This is a genomic window from Mycolicibacterium nivoides, from assembly GCF_003855255.1.
GTDB classification, from domain to species: domain Bacteria; phylum Actinomycetota; class Actinomycetes; order Mycobacteriales; family Mycobacteriaceae; genus Mycobacterium; species Mycobacterium nivoides.
Genome location: NZ_CP034072.1, coordinates 5,462,011 through 5,480,226 on the forward strand (window position 1 = coordinate 5,462,011; position 18,216 = coordinate 5,480,226).

The 18,216-nt window shown below is 64.6% G+C and carries 20 protein-coding genes; 6 read left to right on the forward strand and 14 right to left on the reverse strand.

The annotated features are described in order from the left end of the window. Positions 1 to 87 precede the first annotated feature (87 nt). From EH231_RS26810 to EH231_RS26820, 3 genes are read left to right on the forward strand one after another with little or no spacing between them, the layout of a single operon-like run. Positions 88 to 312: a hypothetical protein gene (locus tag EH231_RS26810; RefSeq protein ID WP_090424247.1), complete on the forward strand. Its 225-nt coding sequence runs from the start codon at positions 88 to 90 to the stop codon at positions 310 to 312. Positions 313 to 322: 10 nt separating this feature from the next. Continuing rightward, positions 323 to 649 carry a hypothetical protein gene (locus EH231_RS26815; protein ID WP_090424246.1) on the forward strand — a complete coding sequence of 109 codons (327 nt, stop codon included), beginning with the start codon at positions 323 to 325 and terminating at the stop codon, positions 647 to 649. A 42-nt stretch (positions 650 to 691) separates the two neighbouring features. After that, positions 692 to 2,386: an HNH endonuclease signature motif containing protein gene (locus tag EH231_RS26820; protein WP_090424245.1), complete on the forward strand. Its 1,695-nt coding sequence runs from the start codon at positions 692 to 694 to the stop codon at positions 2,384 to 2,386. A gap of 34 nt (positions 2,387 to 2,420) precedes the next feature. On the opposite strand, the gene EH231_RS26825 is transcribed toward EH231_RS26820, so the two are convergent. From EH231_RS26825 to EH231_RS34465, 4 genes are all read right to left on the reverse strand, one after another. Then, on the reverse strand, positions 2,421 to 3,056 hold the full coding sequence (locus EH231_RS26825) for a twin-arginine translocation pathway signal (RefSeq protein ID WP_090424244.1): 636 nt from the start codon (positions 3,054 to 3,056) through the stop codon (positions 2,421 to 2,423). Further along, positions 3,053 to 3,703: an Rv1363c family protein gene (locus tag EH231_RS34125; protein ID WP_175537996.1), complete on the reverse strand. Its 651-nt coding sequence runs from the start codon at positions 3,701 to 3,703 to the stop codon at positions 3,053 to 3,055. Before EH231_RS34125 ends, EH231_RS26825 begins: the two co-directional genes overlap by 4 nt. A 160-nt stretch (positions 3,704 to 3,863) precedes the next feature. After that, positions 3,864 to 4,262, reverse strand: coding sequence for an Rv2576c family protein (locus EH231_RS26835; RefSeq protein ID WP_124714384.1), 399 nt, complete (start codon positions 4,260 to 4,262; stop codon positions 3,864 to 3,866). 22 nt (positions 4,263 to 4,284) lie between these two features. Further along, on the reverse strand, positions 4,285 to 4,644 hold the full coding sequence (locus EH231_RS34465; RefSeq protein WP_090424827.1) for a hypothetical protein: 360 nt from the start codon (positions 4,642 to 4,644) through the stop codon (positions 4,285 to 4,287). A gap of 165 nt (positions 4,645 to 4,809) precedes the next feature. Between EH231_RS34465 and EH231_RS26845 the strand changes: the two genes are divergently transcribed. Beyond that, on the forward strand, positions 4,810 to 5,322 hold the full coding sequence (locus EH231_RS26845; RefSeq protein ID WP_124713660.1) for an Rv2253/PknI dimerization domain-containing protein: 513 nt from the start codon (positions 4,810 to 4,812) through the stop codon (positions 5,320 to 5,322). Positions 5,323 to 5,399: 77 nt separating this feature from the next. Here the strand turns inward: EH231_RS26845 and EH231_RS26850 are convergent, their stop codons facing one another. From EH231_RS26850 to EH231_RS26885, 8 genes are read right to left on the reverse strand one after another with little or no spacing between them, the layout of a single operon-like run. Continuing rightward, entirely contained in the window at positions 5,400 to 6,992 is a 1,593-nt protein-coding gene (locus tag EH231_RS26850; protein WP_124713661.1) for an MCE family protein, read from the reverse strand. Beyond that, complete coding sequence (locus EH231_RS26855) at positions 6,992 to 8,230, reverse strand: MCE family protein (RefSeq protein WP_164481257.1); 1,239 nt, start codon at positions 8,228 to 8,230, stop codon at positions 6,992 to 6,994. The genes EH231_RS26850 and EH231_RS26855 overlap by 1 nt, the downstream gene beginning before the upstream one ends. Positions 8,231 to 8,244: 14 nt before the next feature. After that, on the reverse strand, positions 8,245 to 9,702 hold the full coding sequence (locus EH231_RS26860) for an MCE family protein (RefSeq protein WP_090424240.1): 1,458 nt from the start codon (positions 9,700 to 9,702) through the stop codon (positions 8,245 to 8,247). Further along, on the reverse strand, positions 9,699 to 10,781 hold the full coding sequence (locus EH231_RS26865) for an MCE family protein (protein ID WP_090424239.1): 1,083 nt from the start codon (positions 10,779 to 10,781) through the stop codon (positions 9,699 to 9,701). Before EH231_RS26865 ends, EH231_RS26860 begins: the two co-directional genes overlap by 4 nt. Further along, positions 10,781 to 11,812 carry an MCE family protein gene (locus tag EH231_RS26870; protein ID WP_090424238.1) on the reverse strand — a complete coding sequence of 344 codons (1,032 nt, stop codon included), beginning with the start codon at positions 11,810 to 11,812 and terminating at the stop codon, positions 10,781 to 10,783. Before EH231_RS26870 ends, EH231_RS26865 begins: the two co-directional genes overlap by 1 nt. Further along, positions 11,809 to 12,996, reverse strand: coding sequence for an MCE family protein (locus EH231_RS26875; protein WP_090424237.1), 1,188 nt, complete (start codon positions 12,994 to 12,996; stop codon positions 11,809 to 11,811). Before EH231_RS26875 ends, EH231_RS26870 begins: the two co-directional genes overlap by 4 nt. Before the next feature lie 12 nt (positions 12,997 to 13,008). After that, positions 13,009 to 13,860, reverse strand: a complete 852-nt coding sequence (locus tag EH231_RS26880; RefSeq protein WP_090424236.1) for an MlaE family ABC transporter permease — start codon at positions 13,858 to 13,860, stop codon at positions 13,009 to 13,011. Next, positions 13,857 to 14,627, reverse strand: coding sequence for an MlaE family ABC transporter permease (locus EH231_RS26885; RefSeq protein ID WP_029110801.1), 771 nt, complete (start codon positions 14,625 to 14,627; stop codon positions 13,857 to 13,859). Before EH231_RS26885 ends, EH231_RS26880 begins: the two co-directional genes overlap by 4 nt. Before the next feature lie 213 nt (positions 14,628 to 14,840). On the opposite strand from EH231_RS26885, the gene EH231_RS26890 reads away from it, so the two are divergent. Further along, positions 14,841 to 15,746, forward strand: coding sequence for an alpha/beta fold hydrolase (locus tag EH231_RS26890; RefSeq protein ID WP_090424826.1), 906 nt, complete (start codon positions 14,841 to 14,843; stop codon positions 15,744 to 15,746). On the opposite strand, the gene EH231_RS26895 is transcribed toward EH231_RS26890, so the two are convergent. Further along, positions 15,743 to 16,387, reverse strand: coding sequence for a TetR/AcrR family transcriptional regulator (locus tag EH231_RS26895; protein WP_090424235.1), 645 nt, complete (start codon positions 16,385 to 16,387; stop codon positions 15,743 to 15,745). The two genes, EH231_RS26890 and EH231_RS26895, sit on opposite strands and share 4 nt — an antisense overlap. Before the next feature lie 126 nt (positions 16,388 to 16,513). On the opposite strand from EH231_RS26895, the gene EH231_RS26900 reads away from it, so the two are divergent. Then, on the forward strand, positions 16,514 to 17,365 hold the full coding sequence (locus EH231_RS26900) for an IclR family transcriptional regulator (protein ID WP_090424234.1): 852 nt from the start codon (positions 16,514 to 16,516) through the stop codon (positions 17,363 to 17,365). Between the two features lie 7 nt (positions 17,366 to 17,372). Here EH231_RS26900 and EH231_RS26905 read toward each other — a convergent pair whose 3' ends face one another. Next, the gene (locus EH231_RS26905) at positions 17,373 to 18,215 is read right to left on the reverse strand and encodes an SDR family oxidoreductase (protein WP_124713662.1); all 843 of its coding nucleotides are present in this window, start codon (positions 18,213 to 18,215) and stop codon (positions 17,373 to 17,375) included. Between the last annotated feature and the right edge of the window lies 1 nt (position 18,216).

Sequence of the window (18,216 nt, forward strand, 5' to 3'; positions counted from 1 at the left end):
CTAACCGACCGAACAGCCGGGTCAAAATGGTAGTTCGGCAGAGAATAGTCATTAACATAGACGGCAATAAGTTCGGATGGGGGTCCAGTGCTCGTCAGGTTGCGGAGGTTGCTGGCCTATCGCGTTGCACTCGGCGAACTGATCGTCGTAGCCGTGGTGCTGGGTGTGCCGTATCTGCTGATCGGCACCTTGTGGTCCGGCACGCACACCGACCACCTGCAAAAGATGGGCGGCCTCGACGCGGTGGTGTCCTTCCTGGGGGCGATCGTCTCGTGGCCGGTGTTGTTGTTCACCGACGTATGCATGACATGAAGGGGGAACGGTGAGTTATCGCGCCGTGTACATCGGAATCGCCGGAGCAGTGGTGCTCGGCATCGGGCTGTATCTGCTGAGCCTGCCGGTCTATCTGGACGACTTCGACAAGTTCGGCATGCAGATCCCCTGCGGCTCCGGGTACGGCGCGCACCTCGTGCAGGCCGGCGCCGCCGGCCAGGAGTACGTCGACAAGTGCGGTTCGGCCCTGATGATGCGCCGACTCTGGACCATCCCGGTGGCCGCACTCGGCGCGCTGGCCTTGGTCGCGGTGTTGTTCCGCGCCGCAACGTCTTCGGCCCACGAGACGCTGCTGCCGAAACGCGACACGCACTAGGCACCGCCTTCCTCGTCGAGGTTCGTACTTGTCGGTGGTCGAATGTATGTTCGATTCATGGAGACGGGTGCGGTCCAGGCGGTGGCGGGGTTGCGGGCCGCTTTCGACGCTTTCGCCGCGTGTGACATCGCCTCGTTGACCCGTGCCGAGTTGGTCGCGGTGCTCGACGAGTACGAGACCCTGACCTGTCAGCTGCCCTCAGTGGGGCACCGACTGCTGGCCCAACTGCAGACCGACACCACCCCACGGGAGTTGGGCGCCAAGTCGTGGAACGAGGTGCTGCGCATCCGCTGGCGACTGTCCACCACCGAAGCCGGCCGCCGGTTGGGTGAGACCGCCGAGCTGGGGCCACGCCGCACCTTGACCGGGGAACCACTACCGGCGGTGTTGCCGGTGGTCGCCGCCGCGCAGGCCGCCGGGCTGATCAACGCCGACCACGTCAAGGTGTTGCGCGACGCCGTCCATCAGCTACCGGGCTTCGTCGACACCACCACCCGCGAACAGTTCGAAGTGGACCTGGTGCGGGTCGCCGTCCGCGTTGGCCCCAAGGAGCTCAACGACACCGCGGAACTGCGTTTGTTCCTGCTCGATCAGGACGGACCCGAGCCCGACGACACCGAACGCGCCCGCAAACGCGGGCTGTCCCTGGCCAAACAGGGACGCGACGCGATGACAGCCCTGACTGCCAACCTGACTCCTGAAGCGGCTGCGGTGTGGGAGGTCTTGTTCGCGAAGTTCGCCGCGCCCGGCATGTGCAACCCCGACGACGAGCAACCCTGCACCCACGGCACCCCCACCCAAGCCCAGATCGACAACGACCACCGATCATTGGCCCAACGCCAACACGACGCCCTGCACGTCATCGGACGCATCGCGTTGATGAGCGGCGATCTGGGTCAGCTCAACGGATTACCGGTGTCGGTGGTCATCCGCACCACCCTGCAAGACCTGGAATCGCGCGCCGGGATCGGCGTCACCGGCGGCGGCACCAAGATTCCCATCAGAGACGTCATCCGTATGGCATCCCACGCCAACCATCACCTGGCCGTGTTCGACAAGGCCACCGGATCGGCGCTGAACTACTTCCGAGCCCGCCGCACCGCCAGCCCCGCACAACGCATCATGCTGATCGCTCGCGACGGTGGCTGCACCAAACCAGGCTGCACCGTCGGCGCCTACGGCTGCCAGGCACATCACGCAGACGCCGACTGGCGCCACGGTGGCTACACCAACGTCGACAAATTGACCCTGGCCTGCGGACCCGACAACCGCCAGGTCGATACCGACGGCGGCTACACCACCACCATCAACGAACACGGCGACGTCGAATGGCGCCCACCACCAGCACTGGATCACGGCCAGAACCGCATCAACTACCACCACCGTCCCGAACTGCTGCTCACCCCACCCGACGAAGCCCCACGAGGATTCGAACCCGACCCGGACCTCACGCCCGAACCGGAGCCCTACCCCGAGTGGAACCTGGAATGGGACCCCGAGTGGGACCCGCAGTGGGATGCCAAGTGGAACCCGCAGTGGGACAACGACCTCGACCAAACCACATCCCACGCGGATCCCCTCTGGTGGGACACAGACCCGTCCACCACAAACCCGCTACACCCAGAACTGGCCGATCCCCGACTCCCACCCGCCTGGGCCCTACTCGACCACCCCGACCCATGGGAACGCATCGGCAACGACCGCGCCGGCGGAGGCAAGGGAGTACGCGGGCCCTAGCTGGGCATTACATCCGGGGCCGTCGAGTTGGTCCCTAGATCGGGGTGAACGACGAGATCAGCCAATTCCCATCGACTTTCGTGAGCCCGACCTTCACGGCACTGGCCGCCTGTGCCGGTTCGGGGTTGTCGCGGCTGGTTGTCGCCTGGTTCAGGTAGACCAACACCTCCGCGGTGTCGGACTGCACGGTGATCGGTGCAGCGCGAACCACCGAGGCGGTGGCCCGGATGTCTTTCTGTTTGGCCGCCGGCGCCACGAACTTGTCGGCGAACTCGCTGTAGTACGCCAGGAAATCACCGGTCAAACGGGATCGCGCGTCTGCAAAGTCCTTGTCCAAACTGTCTGGAGCGTAGGACAACAACGCCACCGAACCGTCGGACGCCGCGTCGATGACCGTCGTGGACGCCCTGGCATTCCCGTGATCCACGCGGTACACGCCGAAATAGAGTGCTGCTGCCGAACTGGCCGTGGCCAGCAATACACAGACGACCGCGATCGGGCGCCATCGCCGGGAAATGCCGTGGATCCACCGCTCCTGGGGATCGGAACCCTCGTCAGTGACGGCCTGCTCGGCCTCAACCTCGGTGACGTCGTCGGTGTCTGACTCCTCGGTGATCGATTCACCGTCGGCTGTGCTCTCGGTATCTGCTTCAGCTGTGCCTGTGTTCACGGGACGAACTCCACCTTCGACATCTTGATCTGTTCCCCGTCTTTGACCATGGTGAGGCTCAAGCGCCAGTTGCGCGGCTGCTGATTCGCCCCGGCCGAGTTGCTGACGGTGGTGGCCGTACCGACGAGGACGACTGCGGAGTCCGCATCCATCGACTGCACCGCGGAGGCCTTCACGGTCGCCTTCGTCGTCGCCTTCGAGTCCTGCGCCGCTTTCACCAGATCCTCTGCGGAGGACTGGATGTCGTCCTTGAACTGGCCGATCGAGTTGTCGAGGATCTGCCGTACGTTGTCCTGCGCCGTGGCACTGTCGATCGACATAAGGGTGACGGCGGCTTGCGATGCTGCCGCCGAGAACTCCGCGCGGCGCTGCTGCTCACGGTCAGCCTGCTGGTGGTACCAGATCATGTATCCACTTGCCGCCAGCAACGCCCCGCTGACCAGGATCGCCACGCCGGCGAGCAACGTCGCCAGTCTCGGACGCCACCTGCGCTTTGTGCCCCTGGCCGACGGCTGGTCCACGTCAGCGTCGCCTTCATGCTGATCCAACAACTCCAGATCGCCGTCGCTCAACTGCGTGTCTACGTCGTCGGCCGGTTCGAGCACGGCCGTCTCAGTTTCCTGGTCGGAGCGGCTGAGTAACCGCATAGTGCACCTCCGGTTGGTCTCGGCCAATCGCGGATGGCATCAGTTACCGCTGTCGCCCTCATGGCCGATGTGACTGCTGCCACACGCTAATGCGGCCGAAGTTCGCATCGCCGCGGCTGTCCCACCCAGCGGACAAATCCGTGGCTGCCGAACTCGTGCCTCACCAGTTCCGCAGCGAACACAACGCCCCTTTGGGGCCGGCCGCACGGTCGACGACGACTCCGTCGATCGCCATTTCGCAACTCAGGGTCCGCGGCGTTTGCGGAGCCAACCCGCCGGTGCTGACGGTGACCATCGCCCATTTCATCGGATCGGCGAGCATGACCTCGCGGATCCAGGGCTTGCCCGGTTCCAGCGTGAGATCGTCCTTGGGGCTGAACTCGTACGGATTGTGGCTGTAGTCCGCCCATGTCGGCGGGTCGACCTCGCGGAAGTAGATGCCGACGGTCGTCGGCTCATCGGCGGTGACCGTGTAGGTCACGCGGTGCATCATCGGGTCCTCGTCCGCGTGCGCCGGTATCGCCAGGGGAAGGCACGCACCGAGGGCGCCGGCGAACATCGCGCTCAGCGCGACCGCACGCTCAGAGGTCGCCACGAAGCCACCTGCTCGATCCGTCACTGGACACACAACTCAGGAAGAGTCCGTCGGGCGCCTGCGCGACGGAGTTCTCGAAACCTGTGCATGGGGAGTTCTCCTCGCGAATGCCTTTCAGCGGCGGCGACCGGAAGTACCGCGGCTCGTAACGGCGCGGCGACCCGCAGAAGACAAGCCGGCCCCACGAGGTGGTGCCGAAGACGTAGTACGCCGTATCCGAACACGGCGCGCCTAGCACGACGCCGCCGGCCATCCCGGGTACGCACGAGGGTTCACTGCATCCGGCAGGTTCTGCCCTGGCTGGGGCTGGGGCGGTCAGCGCCGCCGCGACAAGCAGCCCTGCCATGGCTGCCACCGGTATCCGCACGTACGACACTGTGGCACGGCTGAATCCGCTTGCCACCGAATGGCCCACTAGGTGGGACATTCTCCGTCAAATCAGCAGCGGAAGTTGCACAGTGAACACTGCCGCGGCGACCGCCGGTGGCCGGTGGACAGAGGAGTTTGGGTCATGCGGGTGTCGACGGCATTCATTGGGGCAGGGGTGGTTACCGCCGCTGCGGTAGCCGGCTTGTGCAGCCCAATCGCCGACGCGTCCCCGAGCTGGGGTCTCAACGGTACCTACGTCGCCACGTCGAATGGCGAGTGGGCCAAGACAAACGACATATTCCACGACGAGGCCAGCATTCGCGGCACCTGGACCATCTCCACGACATGCAGTTACCCGAGCGAGTGCACCGGCACGGTCGACACTGATTGGGGATGGAGCGCACCCATCTACAAGAAGAGCGGCGTCTGGTACGTCAAGAAGACCGTGGACAACTGGCAGCCGTGCGGTGACGGCACCGCGGGCCCGGGTCTGCAGGTGTACCGCTTCTTCCCTTCGAACGCGGACGCCACCGCAACCGATCCGGCATCGACGACGCTTCTGGGCGAGGATTCGACCACCGGCGTCAGCGGATCGTGCGGCAGTAGCCGGGTCGTATTCATCACGATGCCGTTCAAACTGGTGAAAACGGCCTGACCGGACAGCTTTTCAGCTGCCCGGTCAAATCCGGCACCAAGACCCCGCGATGGAATCCATCGCGGGGTTTTCTCGGCTCAGGTGGTGAAGAGGTCTTCCCACGTCCTGTCACCGGAACGCGGCACAAGGTCCGACTGCCGATACACCTTGCCGTCTGGTGTGACGTACCGTCCCGTACGCGGGTCGTAGGTGGCAATCGCGACCGACGGGCCATCAGATCCATTGGGGGAAAATGCACTCGGCGCCATGGCCGGTGCATCAGGGGTCGGCGGAACATCAGCCACTGGCGAATCCACTTGCGGCGCCTCGGCCGGCGGTGCGCCAGGTGGCGGCGCCTCGCCTGGTGGCACCGCCACCGGCGGAAGTGGCGTGCCCTCGATCGGGCCGTGGATGAACTTGTCATGATCGACACGCGAATCCGGCGCGATTCCCTGAGCAAGCAGATTGGGATCGATCGGGTAGGGACCGAGGGAGTGCTGGCGCATCGCCAACGGCTCGTAAGGTCGGTCGCTGTCGCAGATTTCGACGGTGGGAGCGCGTTTTCCGGGTTTCCCCATGCATGGGTAGTTGCGCGCTCCGCGGACACCGATCGGCGAGTCCTGCGGCAGTTTGCAGTACAGCCCGTCAGGGGTGTCGATGTCGCTGGTGTCCTCGGGAGAACGCCACGCCGACGGCGGCAGGAATCCCACGGTGCAGGCCGGCGGATCGCCGATATTGAGGGTGAAGTCACCCAATGACATTCCAACTGGGTTGTTCTTCGGCGCACCGTAGGACTGTGTGGAGGCAACGACTGGGGGAAGCAGCACCAGTAACTGCTCCAGGGAGGGGTGGTAGGTCACCCCGACCTGGCCCAGGCTGGTGAGGTTGGCCAGCAACAGCGGCAACGTGGGTTTGACTTGATTGAACAAACGGGATGCTTCGTCGGCGGTCCCCGGTCCGTCCTTCAGCAGAGTGCGCACATGGTGGTCGTCGTCGGCGACCTGCTTGGTGATTCCGGCCATGCTGCGAGCCCAGGTGCGGATCGCATCGACTGATTCGGCCTGCCCGTCGAGTAGCGGCGCACCGTCATCGATGAGCGCACGAGACTGATCGGAGGCAGCGTTCGCCTCGGAGATAAGTCTCGACGAGGAGTCCAGCAATGCCCCCATGTCGTTTCCAGTGCCGTTGAAGGCCTTGAAGGTTTCATCGAGCAGCGGGCTGATCTTGTCCTTCGGGATGCTGCCCATGAGTGAACTGACCTGATCGAGCATCGGCCCCACGGCTTGAGGGATCGATGCATTCGATGCCGGGATCACAGAGCCGTCATGCAGATACGGTCCGGAGTCGTTGCGGGGCTGCAGATCGACGTACTGCTCGCCTACTGCCGACACGCTCAGAACCGCGGCATGCAGGTCCGCGGGGATCTTGGGTGACGTGTTCAGCGACAGTGTAGCCACAGCTCCCTCACGGGTGGGCCGCACTTCAGTGACCTTCCCCATCTGTACGCCGCGGTAGGTGACGTTCGAGAACTGGTACAGCCCACCGGTTCCCGGCAGTTGCAGAGTCACCGTCATTCGCCCGATTCCCAAAAGGGTCGGAGCCTGCAGATAAACGATGCACATCAGGGCCATGCCGATCACCGACGCCACCGCGAAGATGGCGAGTTGGATTCGGACAAAACGGGTGAGCATCAGTTGCCACCTCCGTTCGGCTCTGCGGGGTCAGAAGGTGCCAGTACGGCAGTCGATTCGGGCTGCGGTTCCGGTGCGGGCACCGAGGCCGGGTCGGCCGGTGCCGGGTCGACAAGCGGCGGCATCGTGGCCACCGCCGGCGGTGTCGGAGTCAGCGGCATGTTCAGGGGATCCTTGGTGTAGTTCGAGAACCAGGGATCGCCGGGCGCCGGCGTCAACGGCAAGCCCTCCTGGCCCCACCGGGTGCCCAGGAACAATCCCCTCTTCAGCCGCGGAACGGTGAAATCGAAGGTGATGAACTGGTTGAGGTAGTCCCCGCGAATCGCCCGGTCGATGAAGTTCTGCGGATAGGGGAACGCCGGCGCATAGGCCAACACGGTGCCCAGATTCGGGCCGACATCCGCCAGCGCTTTGACCGTCGGCTCGAGGTTGCGCAGGTTGGTGAGTAGATCGTCCCGCGTGGCATGGACAAGGTTGGTTGCGGTATCGCTGAACCGGCCGAACTTCTCCAACGCCGTGGTGATGCGGGGGCGTTCCTTGACCAGGATGTCCAGTGCCGGCGGGATCCGTTGCAGCGCGGTGGTGATCACCTCCTGCTGTCCGGACAGCGTGCCGGCCAGCCGGTTCAGTGCGGTGATCGAGGCGTTGATGTCGTCGCGCTGGTTGGCGAACATCCCGACGATGTTGTCGAGCTGGGTGAGGAGATCGCGGATCTTGTCTTCCCGACCGCCCAGCGCTGCGTTGAATTCGGTGACCAGGTCGCCGATCTTGCCCAGTCCGCCGCCGTTGACGAGCACGGACAGCGACGACAGGGTCTGTTCGGTCGACGGATATGTCGAAGTCTGATTGAGCTCGAGCGTGGCTCCCGGTGCCAGCCGCCCGGACGGCGGTTGCCCCAGCGGAGGATCGAGTGCGATGTGCATAGAGCCCAGCAGGCTGGTCTGCCCGACGGTGGCCACCGCGTTGGCCGGAACGACGACGTCCGGCTTGACCGAGACCTCTACGTCCGCATGCCAGCCTTTGACCACCATCCGCGAGACACTGCCCACGATGACGTCACTGATCATTACCGGCGAATTCGCTTCCAAAGTACCGATATTGGCGAGTTCGACGTGATAGGTCGTAGCGTCAGCCCCACGCCCGACGGTGCCCGGCAGAGGCAGCGAATTCAACCCGTGGAACGCGCAGCCGGTCAGCGTGGCCACCGAACAGGCGACTACCGCAGTCAGCCGCGTCAGCGACAGCCGAGTGATCAAGGGGTGCCTCCTGAGGCCGGCGGTTCGGGAGCCGGTGCAGCTTCAGCTGGAAGCAGCATGTCCCGCAATGTCTTTGGAGCTTGCACTGGCGGATCCGAGACGATCGGCGATCCCGGGTACGCCGCTGGAGAGGTGTTCGCAGGCAATCCGTTGGGTGCGTACGACCCAGGCGGACCCGGGGGTGCGCCCCATCCGGCCGGCGGTGCCACGTCATTGGCGCCGGTGTACGCCGAAACGGCCGGCGGTAGATCTTCGTATGGCTGCGGACGTCCGCCTGCCCCGCCGGGTGCGAGGTTGGGGTCGGTATACACCAGGTTCTCCGGGCTGGGCGCCTTGCGGAGGTAGGCGTTGAACGGCATCGGTAGGTAGTTGAAGTTGATCAGTGAGAGGGCCGGCCCGAGATACTGGGCGCAGAGCTTGGAGGATTCAGCAGCGGTGGCATTCTTCACCGCCGAGATCGCCGAGCACACCACCGAAACCGGATCGGCGAAGTTCGACAACGCGAACGCGCCGACGGCGGTGCCGCTGTCCGGGTTGTAGATGTTGTAGCCGTTGGCGATCGCGTTGGGCGCCACGTGCAGAACATTCTCGAGTTTGGCCTTGTTGTCCACCAGATTCTGGGTGACGTTGTTCAAGCGCTGAAGCTGCTCGGCGGTCTGGTCGCGAGTACCGGCGATGAAGCGCCGAACGTTGCCGACAGCGTCCGCCAAGTTGGTCAGGGCGCCGTCCAGATCGGAGCGGCTTTCGTCGACCACGCTGGTGACATTGGCGAGATGCCCCTGGAATTCCACGATCTGGGCGTTGCTGTCTCGCAGCGCCGTCACGAAGACCTGCAGGTTCTTGATGATGCCGACGACATCGCCACTCCCCTGACCCAGAATCTTCGCGACACCGGACAACTGGCTGATCGCCTCGTGCAGCTTCTCGCCATTGCCGTTCATGGCTGCGGCGGCACTGTCGACGAAGCGGCTCAGCGAGGTGGCCGACGCGCCGTTGATCGGCCCCAGATCGGACGCCAATCGCATCAGCTGGTCCTTGACCTGGTCCCACTCCACGGGCACCGCGGTGCGCTCAACCCCGATCTGCGCACCGTCGGCCATCGTCGGGCCGGTGTCCTCGTAGGCCGGCGCCAGCTGGACGTACCGGGCCGCGACCAGGTTCTGCGCCATGAGGATTGCCTTGGCATCAGCCGGGATCTTCACGCCGTGATCGACGGCGAGGGTGATCCGCGCCTGCCCACCTACCGGTTCGATGCTCTCGATGGAGCCGACTTTGACGCCTGCCACCCGAACCTCGTCGCCCGGGTAGATCGCGGTGGCAGAGGTGAAGTACGCAGTGATGGTGGTGGGCTTGAAGGCAGTCTGCCGCACTATCATCACCGTGCCGGCCAGGGCCAGCACGGCCAGCAGCACCAGCACGGCGCGGCTGATCCGCTTGCGGTTACGGGCGATCATCGACTTCCTCCAGGAATGCCGTTGTGGGGCCAGGGGAATTCGGCGCGCGGTCCGGCATTGTCCGGCGGTTGGCCGGCGTTGGTGCCGCGCCGGAATCCGAATGCGTAGTCGAGGAAGGGCTGAAGAGTCTGTGCCGGTAGGAGGTTCCCGACGAAGGCGTTGTAATACCAGCCGTTGTTCACCGATTCACCCTGGGTAACCTGGTATTTGGCGAGGCCCGCCAGTGCGCCCGCGATGTTGTCGCGGTTCTTCTCCAGCATCGCCGACACCGAGTTGAGCTGCTTGAGCGTGGGCGCGAGCTCTTCTTCGTTGTCGCGGACGAGTCCGGAAAGCTGCTGGGACAGTGCCGAGGTATTGGCCAGCAGGTTGACGATCGCGTACCGGCGCTGGTCGAGAACCCCGGTCAGCGCGTTCGCATCCAGCAGCAGGGTGTTGACCTGCTCGCTGCGCTTCGACAGGATGCCGGTCACGTCGGCGGCACTCTTGAGCAGGTTGGACAGGGACTCGTTGCGGCTGTTCAGCGTCTCCGACAGCCGGGACAGCCCCTCGAACGTCGGCCCCAGCTGAGGCGCCATCCGATCGATGGTGTCCGACAACGTATCCAGGGACTGCGTGAGCGCGGCCGTATCGGTGCCTGCGGTGTTGTTCGTGAAGTCGCCGACGGCGTTGGTCAACGAATACGGCGAGGCCGTCCTGGTGATGGGGATGGTTTCCGAGGCGCGCATTGTTCCCGCGCCGGCCGGCTCCAGGGTCAGCATCCTGGCCCCGAGCATCGTCCCGGTGCGGATGTGCGCGGTGGTGGCAGAGCCCAGACGCACCTTGCTGTCAAGAGTGAAGGTCACCAAGGCCTTGCCGTGGCTCAGGCTGACATCGGTCACCAGGCCCTTGGTGACACCGGAGATCTTGACGTCGTTACCGGTCGTCAGCCCGCCCGCCTCGGTGAACTGCGCGTGATATTTCACCGAGGTGGCCCATGACCACAGCGCCTGCGGCTGAAGTCCGACGGCGATGACCATCGCGATCAGCACAATGCCGATGAGTCCGCTCCGGATGAGGTGCGATCCACGGTATTTCAGCATCAGGGCTCCCCACAGCGTCCGGTGTTCTGCATGATCCACGGGAAGTACGCGGTGCGCCCCTGCAGGTCGGTGACCCGGACATTCATGCCGCACAGGTACTGATTGATGAAGCTGCCGTAGGCTCCCAACCTCACCAGCTTGCGGTAGTTCTTGGGTGCGTTCTGCAATGACAGGTCCATCCGCGCCATGTCGTCCTCGTTGGAGAGCAGCGGCGCCAGCCGGGTGAGCTGATCGACGGTGCCCGACAGGGGCGGCCGGGCCTGTGTCATCAGGTCTGTCAGAGACGCGGTTCCGTTGTCGAGAGCGGTGATCGCCTCCCCGATGGGATCGCGTTCCTGTGACAGACCGGTGATGAGTTGTTGCAGTTGCTCGACGGCGCCGGAGAACTTGTCCCCGTCCTTGGCGACCGTTGCCACGGTGGTTTTCAGGTTGTCGATCAGCTGTTGCACCGTCTGCCCGTTGTCGGCGAGTGCCTGGGTGAACGAAGTCGTGTGGGACAGCAGCGATTCCACTGTCCCGCTCTGGCCCTGCAGGATCTGAATGAGTGAGTTGGTCAACGCGTTGACGTTCTGGGCGTTGAGACCCTGGATGACGGGCTTGAGCCCGCCCAGGAGAAGGTCGAGATCGAGCGCCGGCTCCGTGCGCTCCACAGGGATCTGTGAACCCGGCGGCTGGAGCTTGGTTGATCCCGGACTGTCGAGCAGCTCCAGATACCGGTTGCCAACCAGGTCCAGATAACGCACCGCGATCTTGGTGGCAGTCGTCATGACGACCTCTCGGTCCGAGTCGAAATGCACCAGCACGGTGTTGTCCGGCTGCAGCGCAACGTCATTGACGGTGCCGACGCGGATTCCCGCTACACGCACGGAATCTCCGACCTTGAGGCTGGACGCATCGGTGAACACGGCCGAATAGCCGTTGACCGCCCCTGTCCGGTACTGACCCATGATCGCGAACAACGCTCCGGTCAGGAGCAACATCGTCACTCCGAACACTCCGAACTTGATCGCGGTGCCGCGGCTACGCGTCATCCCGGTTGTCCTATCTGAGGGGTATTGCGGGGCGGACCGTCGAGCGGGCCGTACAGCGCCTGCTTGAGACCTTCGGAGTTCAACAAGATTCCCTGATTTCCGTACTGCGCCGGGTTGGCATCGATGTCGGTGACCACAAACGGCGGCCGTTGTTCGAAACCGACCTCGGGTAGGCCCTGGCATTGCGGTCCGCCGGTGGCGGCCACCTTCGGCAGGTTGCCCGGGTAGCGGTAGCGCTCGGTGCCCAGCAGGAACGAGTCCAACAACATGACGCCGGGTAGCGGCTGCGGCGGCCCCATAGCCAGCGGCACCATGCCCTTGAGAACACAGTTGAGTGCCGGGTTGTACTGGTTGAGCAGGTTCGTGGTCGGCACCAGCAGGCGCATGGCATCGGTCACCCCGGCGCTGTTGGTCGAGACCACTTCGTTCCCGACATCGGCCAGCCCGATCGCACTGATCAACAGCGCGTCCAGGTCGTTACGCCGATCGACGACCGTGTCGCTCAGTCTGGTTGCGCTGCGGATGGTCTCCACAAGGTCCGAACTGGCATCGGCGTACGCGTTGAACACACCCGGTGCGACGGCGATCTCATGGCTCATCGCCGGAAGGCTGGGGGCGATCTTGGCCAGCAGGGCGTCCAGGTCAACCAAGGTCTGGCCCATCTTGTCGCCGCGGCCATCGATCGCCTGGGCCATCGCACCCAGCGTCTCGTTCAGCTTTTCCGGCTGGATCTGGACCAGCACCGACACCAACTGCTCGAACACCGTGTTGATCTCGACGGTGGTGTGGGTCGCGTCGAGGACCTGGCCGGCGTACATCGATTTCTGCGACGGTTCCGCCGGCGGGACGAGTTGGACAAACTTGGCGCCGAACACGGTGCTCGAGGCGATCTCCACCCCCGTGTTGACCGGAATCAGCTGCAGATCATCGGGATTCATCGCGAGCTTCAGGGCCGCCTGCCCGTCGGGCAGCGTCTCGATCGAGACCACTTTACCGACCTGTGCACCGTGCAGCTTGACCTTGGCATCGGGGTTCATCACCAGGCCGGCGCGCGGCGAGATCACGGTCACCGACGCGGTGGGCGCGACCCCACCGCGGAACATCACGATCGCCCCGACGACGATCGCGGCGATCACCAGGACCGTGATCAGTCCTGTCAGAAGACGTTTAGCGTCACGCGACATCGGATGCCTTCTCTAGCCGGAGAGGTTGAAGTTGCCGTTGGAGCCATAGACGGCCAGGGAGATCAGCAGCGTGATCGAGACGACGACGATCAGTGACGTCCGCACCGCGTTCCCGACCGCCACGCCCACGCCGGCCGGTCCGCCGGTTGCGAAGAAGCCGTAGTAGGTGTGCACCAACAGGATCGCCAACGCCATCAGCAGTGCCTGCAGGAACGACCAGAGCAGGTCGATCGGGTTGAGGAACGTGCTGAAGTAGTGGCCGTACAGGCCGCCCGACTGCCCGAGCAGCACCACGGTGGTGAACTGGCTGGCCAGGAACGACAGGATCACCGCGATCGAGTACAGCGGCGTGATGGCGATCATCCCGGCCACGATCCGCGTCGATACCAGGTATTCGACCGGGCGGATGGCCATGGCCTCCAGGGCGTCGACCTCTTCGTTGATCCGCATCGCGCCGAGCTGTGCGGTCACCCCGGCACCGAAGGTGGCGGCCAGGCCGATACCGGCGACGATGGGCGCCGAAATCCGGACATTGATGAAGGCCGCCAGGAATCCGGTGAGTGCCTCGATGCCGATGTTGCCCAGCGAGCTGTAACCCTGGATGGCCAGGACCCCGCCGGTGGCCAGCGTCAGAAACCCGACGATCACGACGGTTCCACCGATCATCGCCAATGTTCCTGCGCCCATGCTGATTTCGGCGATCAGCCGGACGACTTCCTTGCGGTAGTGCGCGGCCGCAAAGGGCATGCCCGCCAGGGCCCGGCCGTAGAACAGGACATGGTCACCGATGCCGCTCAGCACGGTCCCGGGCCGCCGCACGGCCCGGGACAGGCGCGGGTAAGCCGACTGGAGTACCGCCGTCATCGCGTCGTCATCTGGATGCCGATGGCGGTGACCACCACGTTGACCACGAACAATGCCATGAAGGCGTAGACGACTGTCTCGTTGACAGCGTTGCCCACCGCTTTGGCACCTCCACCCGAGACGGTCAACCCGCGGTAGCAGGCGACCAGCCCGGCGATCAGGCCGAACAACGCCGCCTTGACACAGGAGATGACGACCTCCGGGATGCCGGTGAGCAGGGTGATGCCTGCGGCGAACGCGCCGGGATTGACGTCTTGCACGAACACCGAGAACAGGTATCCGCCAAGGATTCCGATGATCACGACGACGCTGTTGAGCAGTAGCGCCACCAGACCCGAGGCCAGCATCCGCGGGGTGACCAGACGCTGGATCGGATTGATGCCGAGGACCTCCATGGCGTCGATCTCTTCACGGACGGTGCGCGACCCCAGGTCGGCACACATCGCGGTCGCCCCGGCGCCGGCGACGATCAGCACCGTCACCATGGGCCCGACCTGGGTGACGGCGCCGAATGCCGCGCCCGCCCCGGAGAGATCTGCCGCGCCCAGTTCGCGAAGGAGGATGTTCAAGGTGAACGACACCAGGACGGTGAACGGGATCGCCACCAGAAGGGTCGGCGCCATGGAAACCCGTGCCACGAACCAGGATTGGTCAAGGAACTCACGCCATTGGAATGGCCTGCGCACCACGAATCTGGCGGCATCCACCGACATGGCGAACAACCCACCCACCCCCTCGAGTGGGCCGGCGAGTTGTCGCTGCAGCATCCGGTTCTCCGTTCTTTGCCTGAATCACACCCGGGGGTTGTTATGACCCGGACCACACGCCTCGACCGGGAACGATCACAGTTCGCCATCGGTCACGCCACCACGTGTCCCACCCACCGGGAATTTGGCTCCCTGCGCGTCAAATTCCGGTGGTCACCCGGTCAGCGGAACACTCCGTTGCCGCTGCGGAGCGAGCGTGTGAGGGTGGGCGCAATGGGTCAGCACGACGAAAGAAACTCTGTGTCGAATTCTGTTTCGGTCAGCAGTCATACCGGTACGGCGGATGCGCTTCGTGAGATCAGCACCAGTGCAGGGACTTTGCGTTACTACGACGTCGGCAACGGTCCAACCGTGCTGTTCTTGCACGGTTCGGGCCCCGGGGTTACGGGCTGGCGCAACTTCCGCGGAGTACTGCCGACGTTCGCCGAACGCTTCCGGTGCCTGGTCCTGGAGTTTCCCGGCTTCGGGGTTTCGGACGATTGGGGCGGGCACCCGATGGTCACCGCTCAGGGCGCCGTGACTCCGTTCCTCGACGCCCTGGGCATCGAACGAGTGGACATCGTCGGCAACTCGATGGGCGGCGGTGTCGGGATAAACACAGCGATCAACACGCCCGAACGGGTCGGACGCCTGGTGACGATCGGCGGGATCGGCACCAGCATCTTCTCCCCCGGCCCCAGCGAGGGGATCCGCCTGCTCCAGGAATTCACCGACAACCCGACCCGGCAGCGCCTCGTCGACTGGCTGCATTCCATGGTCTATGACCGGTCGCTGGTCACCGAGGAGCTCATCGAGGAGCGCTGGACGCTGGCGACCGACCCGGAGACGTTGGCCGCCGCACGCCGGATGTACGGGAAGGCCGCGTTCGCAGCGATGATGGCATCGATGGCAGCTTCAGACCTGCCGATGCCCTGGGCACGGATGCACAAGGTGTCGGCGCCGACGCTTCTGACGTGGGGACGCGACGATCGCGTGAGTCCGCTTGACATGGCATTGATTCCGATGCGCACCATTCCCAACGCCGAGCTTCACGTGTTCCCCAACTGCGGGCACTGGGCCATGATCGAAGCGAAGACCGCCTTCGAGTCCGTGGTCACGACGTTCCTCAACACGGACTAGCGGCCTGCGCTCAACCGCTCCAGACCAGCCAGCACCATGCCGATTCCGGACCGGTGCGCGGCTATCAACTCGTCGAGCTCGTGCGGCTCCTTGGCGTCGGTCCACCAGATGTAGGCATTGCTGCTCACGTGGACGATAAGCCTGCTCGGCAGTGAGCGCGTGAACACGTCAGCGCCCAAGTCGTAGTACCCAGCGAGGAACTCGGTGATGGCGTCGGCGAGGTTCTCGCTCCATTCCATCCATCGCAAGCGGTACTGCGGCGTTTCAGCAACGAGCGACATGAGTTTGCGTGCGGTCTCGACCGACTGGCGGTGCTGGGCGCCGGCTGACTGCCGGTGCCTGACTTCGACTGTGAACATGTCGACGAGGACATCGACGGGGTTCGAATCTGCTGCGGCGCAGGCCAACAGAGCGCGCATGTGGTTTTCACTTCGCAGGAACAACGGCCCTAGGACGTCTTCTTTGACAGGGAAGTGGCGGTAGAACGTCCGCGTGGCGATGCCGACTTCGGCGCAGATGCGCTCCACGGTCGCCGTGGTGTCGCCGTCGGCGATGAAGATATCGCACGCGGTCCTGGCGATATCGATCCGCAATTCTTCAGCGCGACGCTCGGTGAGCGTCGGCCCCTTACCTCTGGGCATTCGATGATTGTCGTAGCAACAAGCTGTGAGGCACGCGACCTCCTTTACTTCGCGGACGCGATGTGCCTAGACTCACACCTGTCACGTTGTGACACATATGCAGAGTATGACAGGTATGGAGGTGTTGTGGCAACGTCGCATGACGACGGAACTCCCATAGCGATGCTCGATCGGGTGGCTTCCATTCTGGACGTCTTCGTTGCACGACAAGCGCTCTCGCTGGCGGAGATCAGCCGGTATTCGAACGTGCCCCGCTCTTCAGCTCATCGCATCCTGCAGGGCCTGGTGCAGTTGGGCTGGGTCGAACGCCAGGGAGCCAAATATGCGCTTGGACTGAGGATGTTCGAACTCGGCAGCCAGGCAGTACGGCAGCGCCGGGTCCCCGAGGCGGCGCTGCCGGTGATGGCGGACCTGCACCGGCGAACCGGTCTGACGGCACATCTGAGCGTCCTGGCGGATACGCATGTGCTGCACATCGAACGCTTCGGCAAGTGGCCCAACTCGGGCGATTGTTGGCAGGTGGGTTCCAGGCAGCCCGCGGAACAGAGTGCCGCCGGCCGCGCATTGCTGGCACAGATGGACGAGTCAGCCTGGCCGGACTTTCGGTTCGCGGTGACGTCGCCGTACGGAATTCGCAACCGAGCGGAGTTGGATCGAAACCTGGCCACGGTGCGCGCCCGCGGAGGGGTCGCCCTCGATGCGGACGGCTGTGAGCAAGGAGTCACCGTCGTAGCCGCCCCCATCGGCGTATACGAGGGCGGCAGCCGGTTCGCCCTGTCACTGTGCGGGCCCACCAGGTCGACACGCGTCGAGCCTGTCGCCGCCGCGGTGCACAGCGCGTCGTGGGCCATCTGTCATGCCCTGGCGGAAGTTTCGCGCAGCGGCGGCAGTCTGACACGCGCGGCACACCGCATGGTGACGCCGGCCATGATCCATCGGACCGGTGAGACCACGGTGGCCGCCGCCGGAGGTAGGTGACGAAGTCCTAGCGGCGCAAATACCTCAGGGCATAGTGGGGAAGCCGGGATGTGGGTACCCGCCTGGGCCAGTCGGCCGCCCGGAAATAGGCGTCTGAACCACCATCGACGAAGATCACGCTGCCGCACAGGAACTCAGCCGCATCGGAGAGCATGAAGACCATCCACTCCGCGAGATGTTCAGGATTTCCGAAGCCGCCGACGGGGACCGGAAAGGACTGCACCGCCTTGGCTTCTCGTGGGGAGGCCAGTTGCTTCTCCAGTAGCGGTGTTCTGATCGCCCCGGGAGCAATCGCATTGAGGCGGATCCCCGCGCCCGCCCAGTCCGCGAGCACCGCATTGCGTCGCACCCATCGTGATACCGCAATCTTGGATGCCCCGTAGGTGAGCGAGGGCGCAACCGAGCGGTACCGATGCAAGGTCTTGACCGCGCGGCCGAGATCGTCGCGCAACAGCGCCCGCACCGCACGTACCGGCACCATCGGCATGGTGCTGCTCGAATTGCTGCCCACGACCACTACTTTTGCGTTGCCGCACGCTGCGAACGCAGGCTGCCACGCGTGCAGCAGATCGACCACACCGAAGTAATTGACCGACAGGATCAGCCGCACGGCGTCTCGGTCCGGAAGTGGACCGACGCCGGCGGCCATGACCGCGCCGTCAAGCCGCCCGTCGGCCAGCTCAAGCACCGCCGCAGCCGCCTGCGCACGACCCTGTGCAGTAGAAAGGTCCGCGACCACGTCGGCATCGCGCAGATCGACACCGATCACGCGATGTCCATCGGACCGCAACCGCTCAGCCGCCGCGCGACCCATCCCAGACGCGGACCCGGTCACCGCATAGGTACCCATG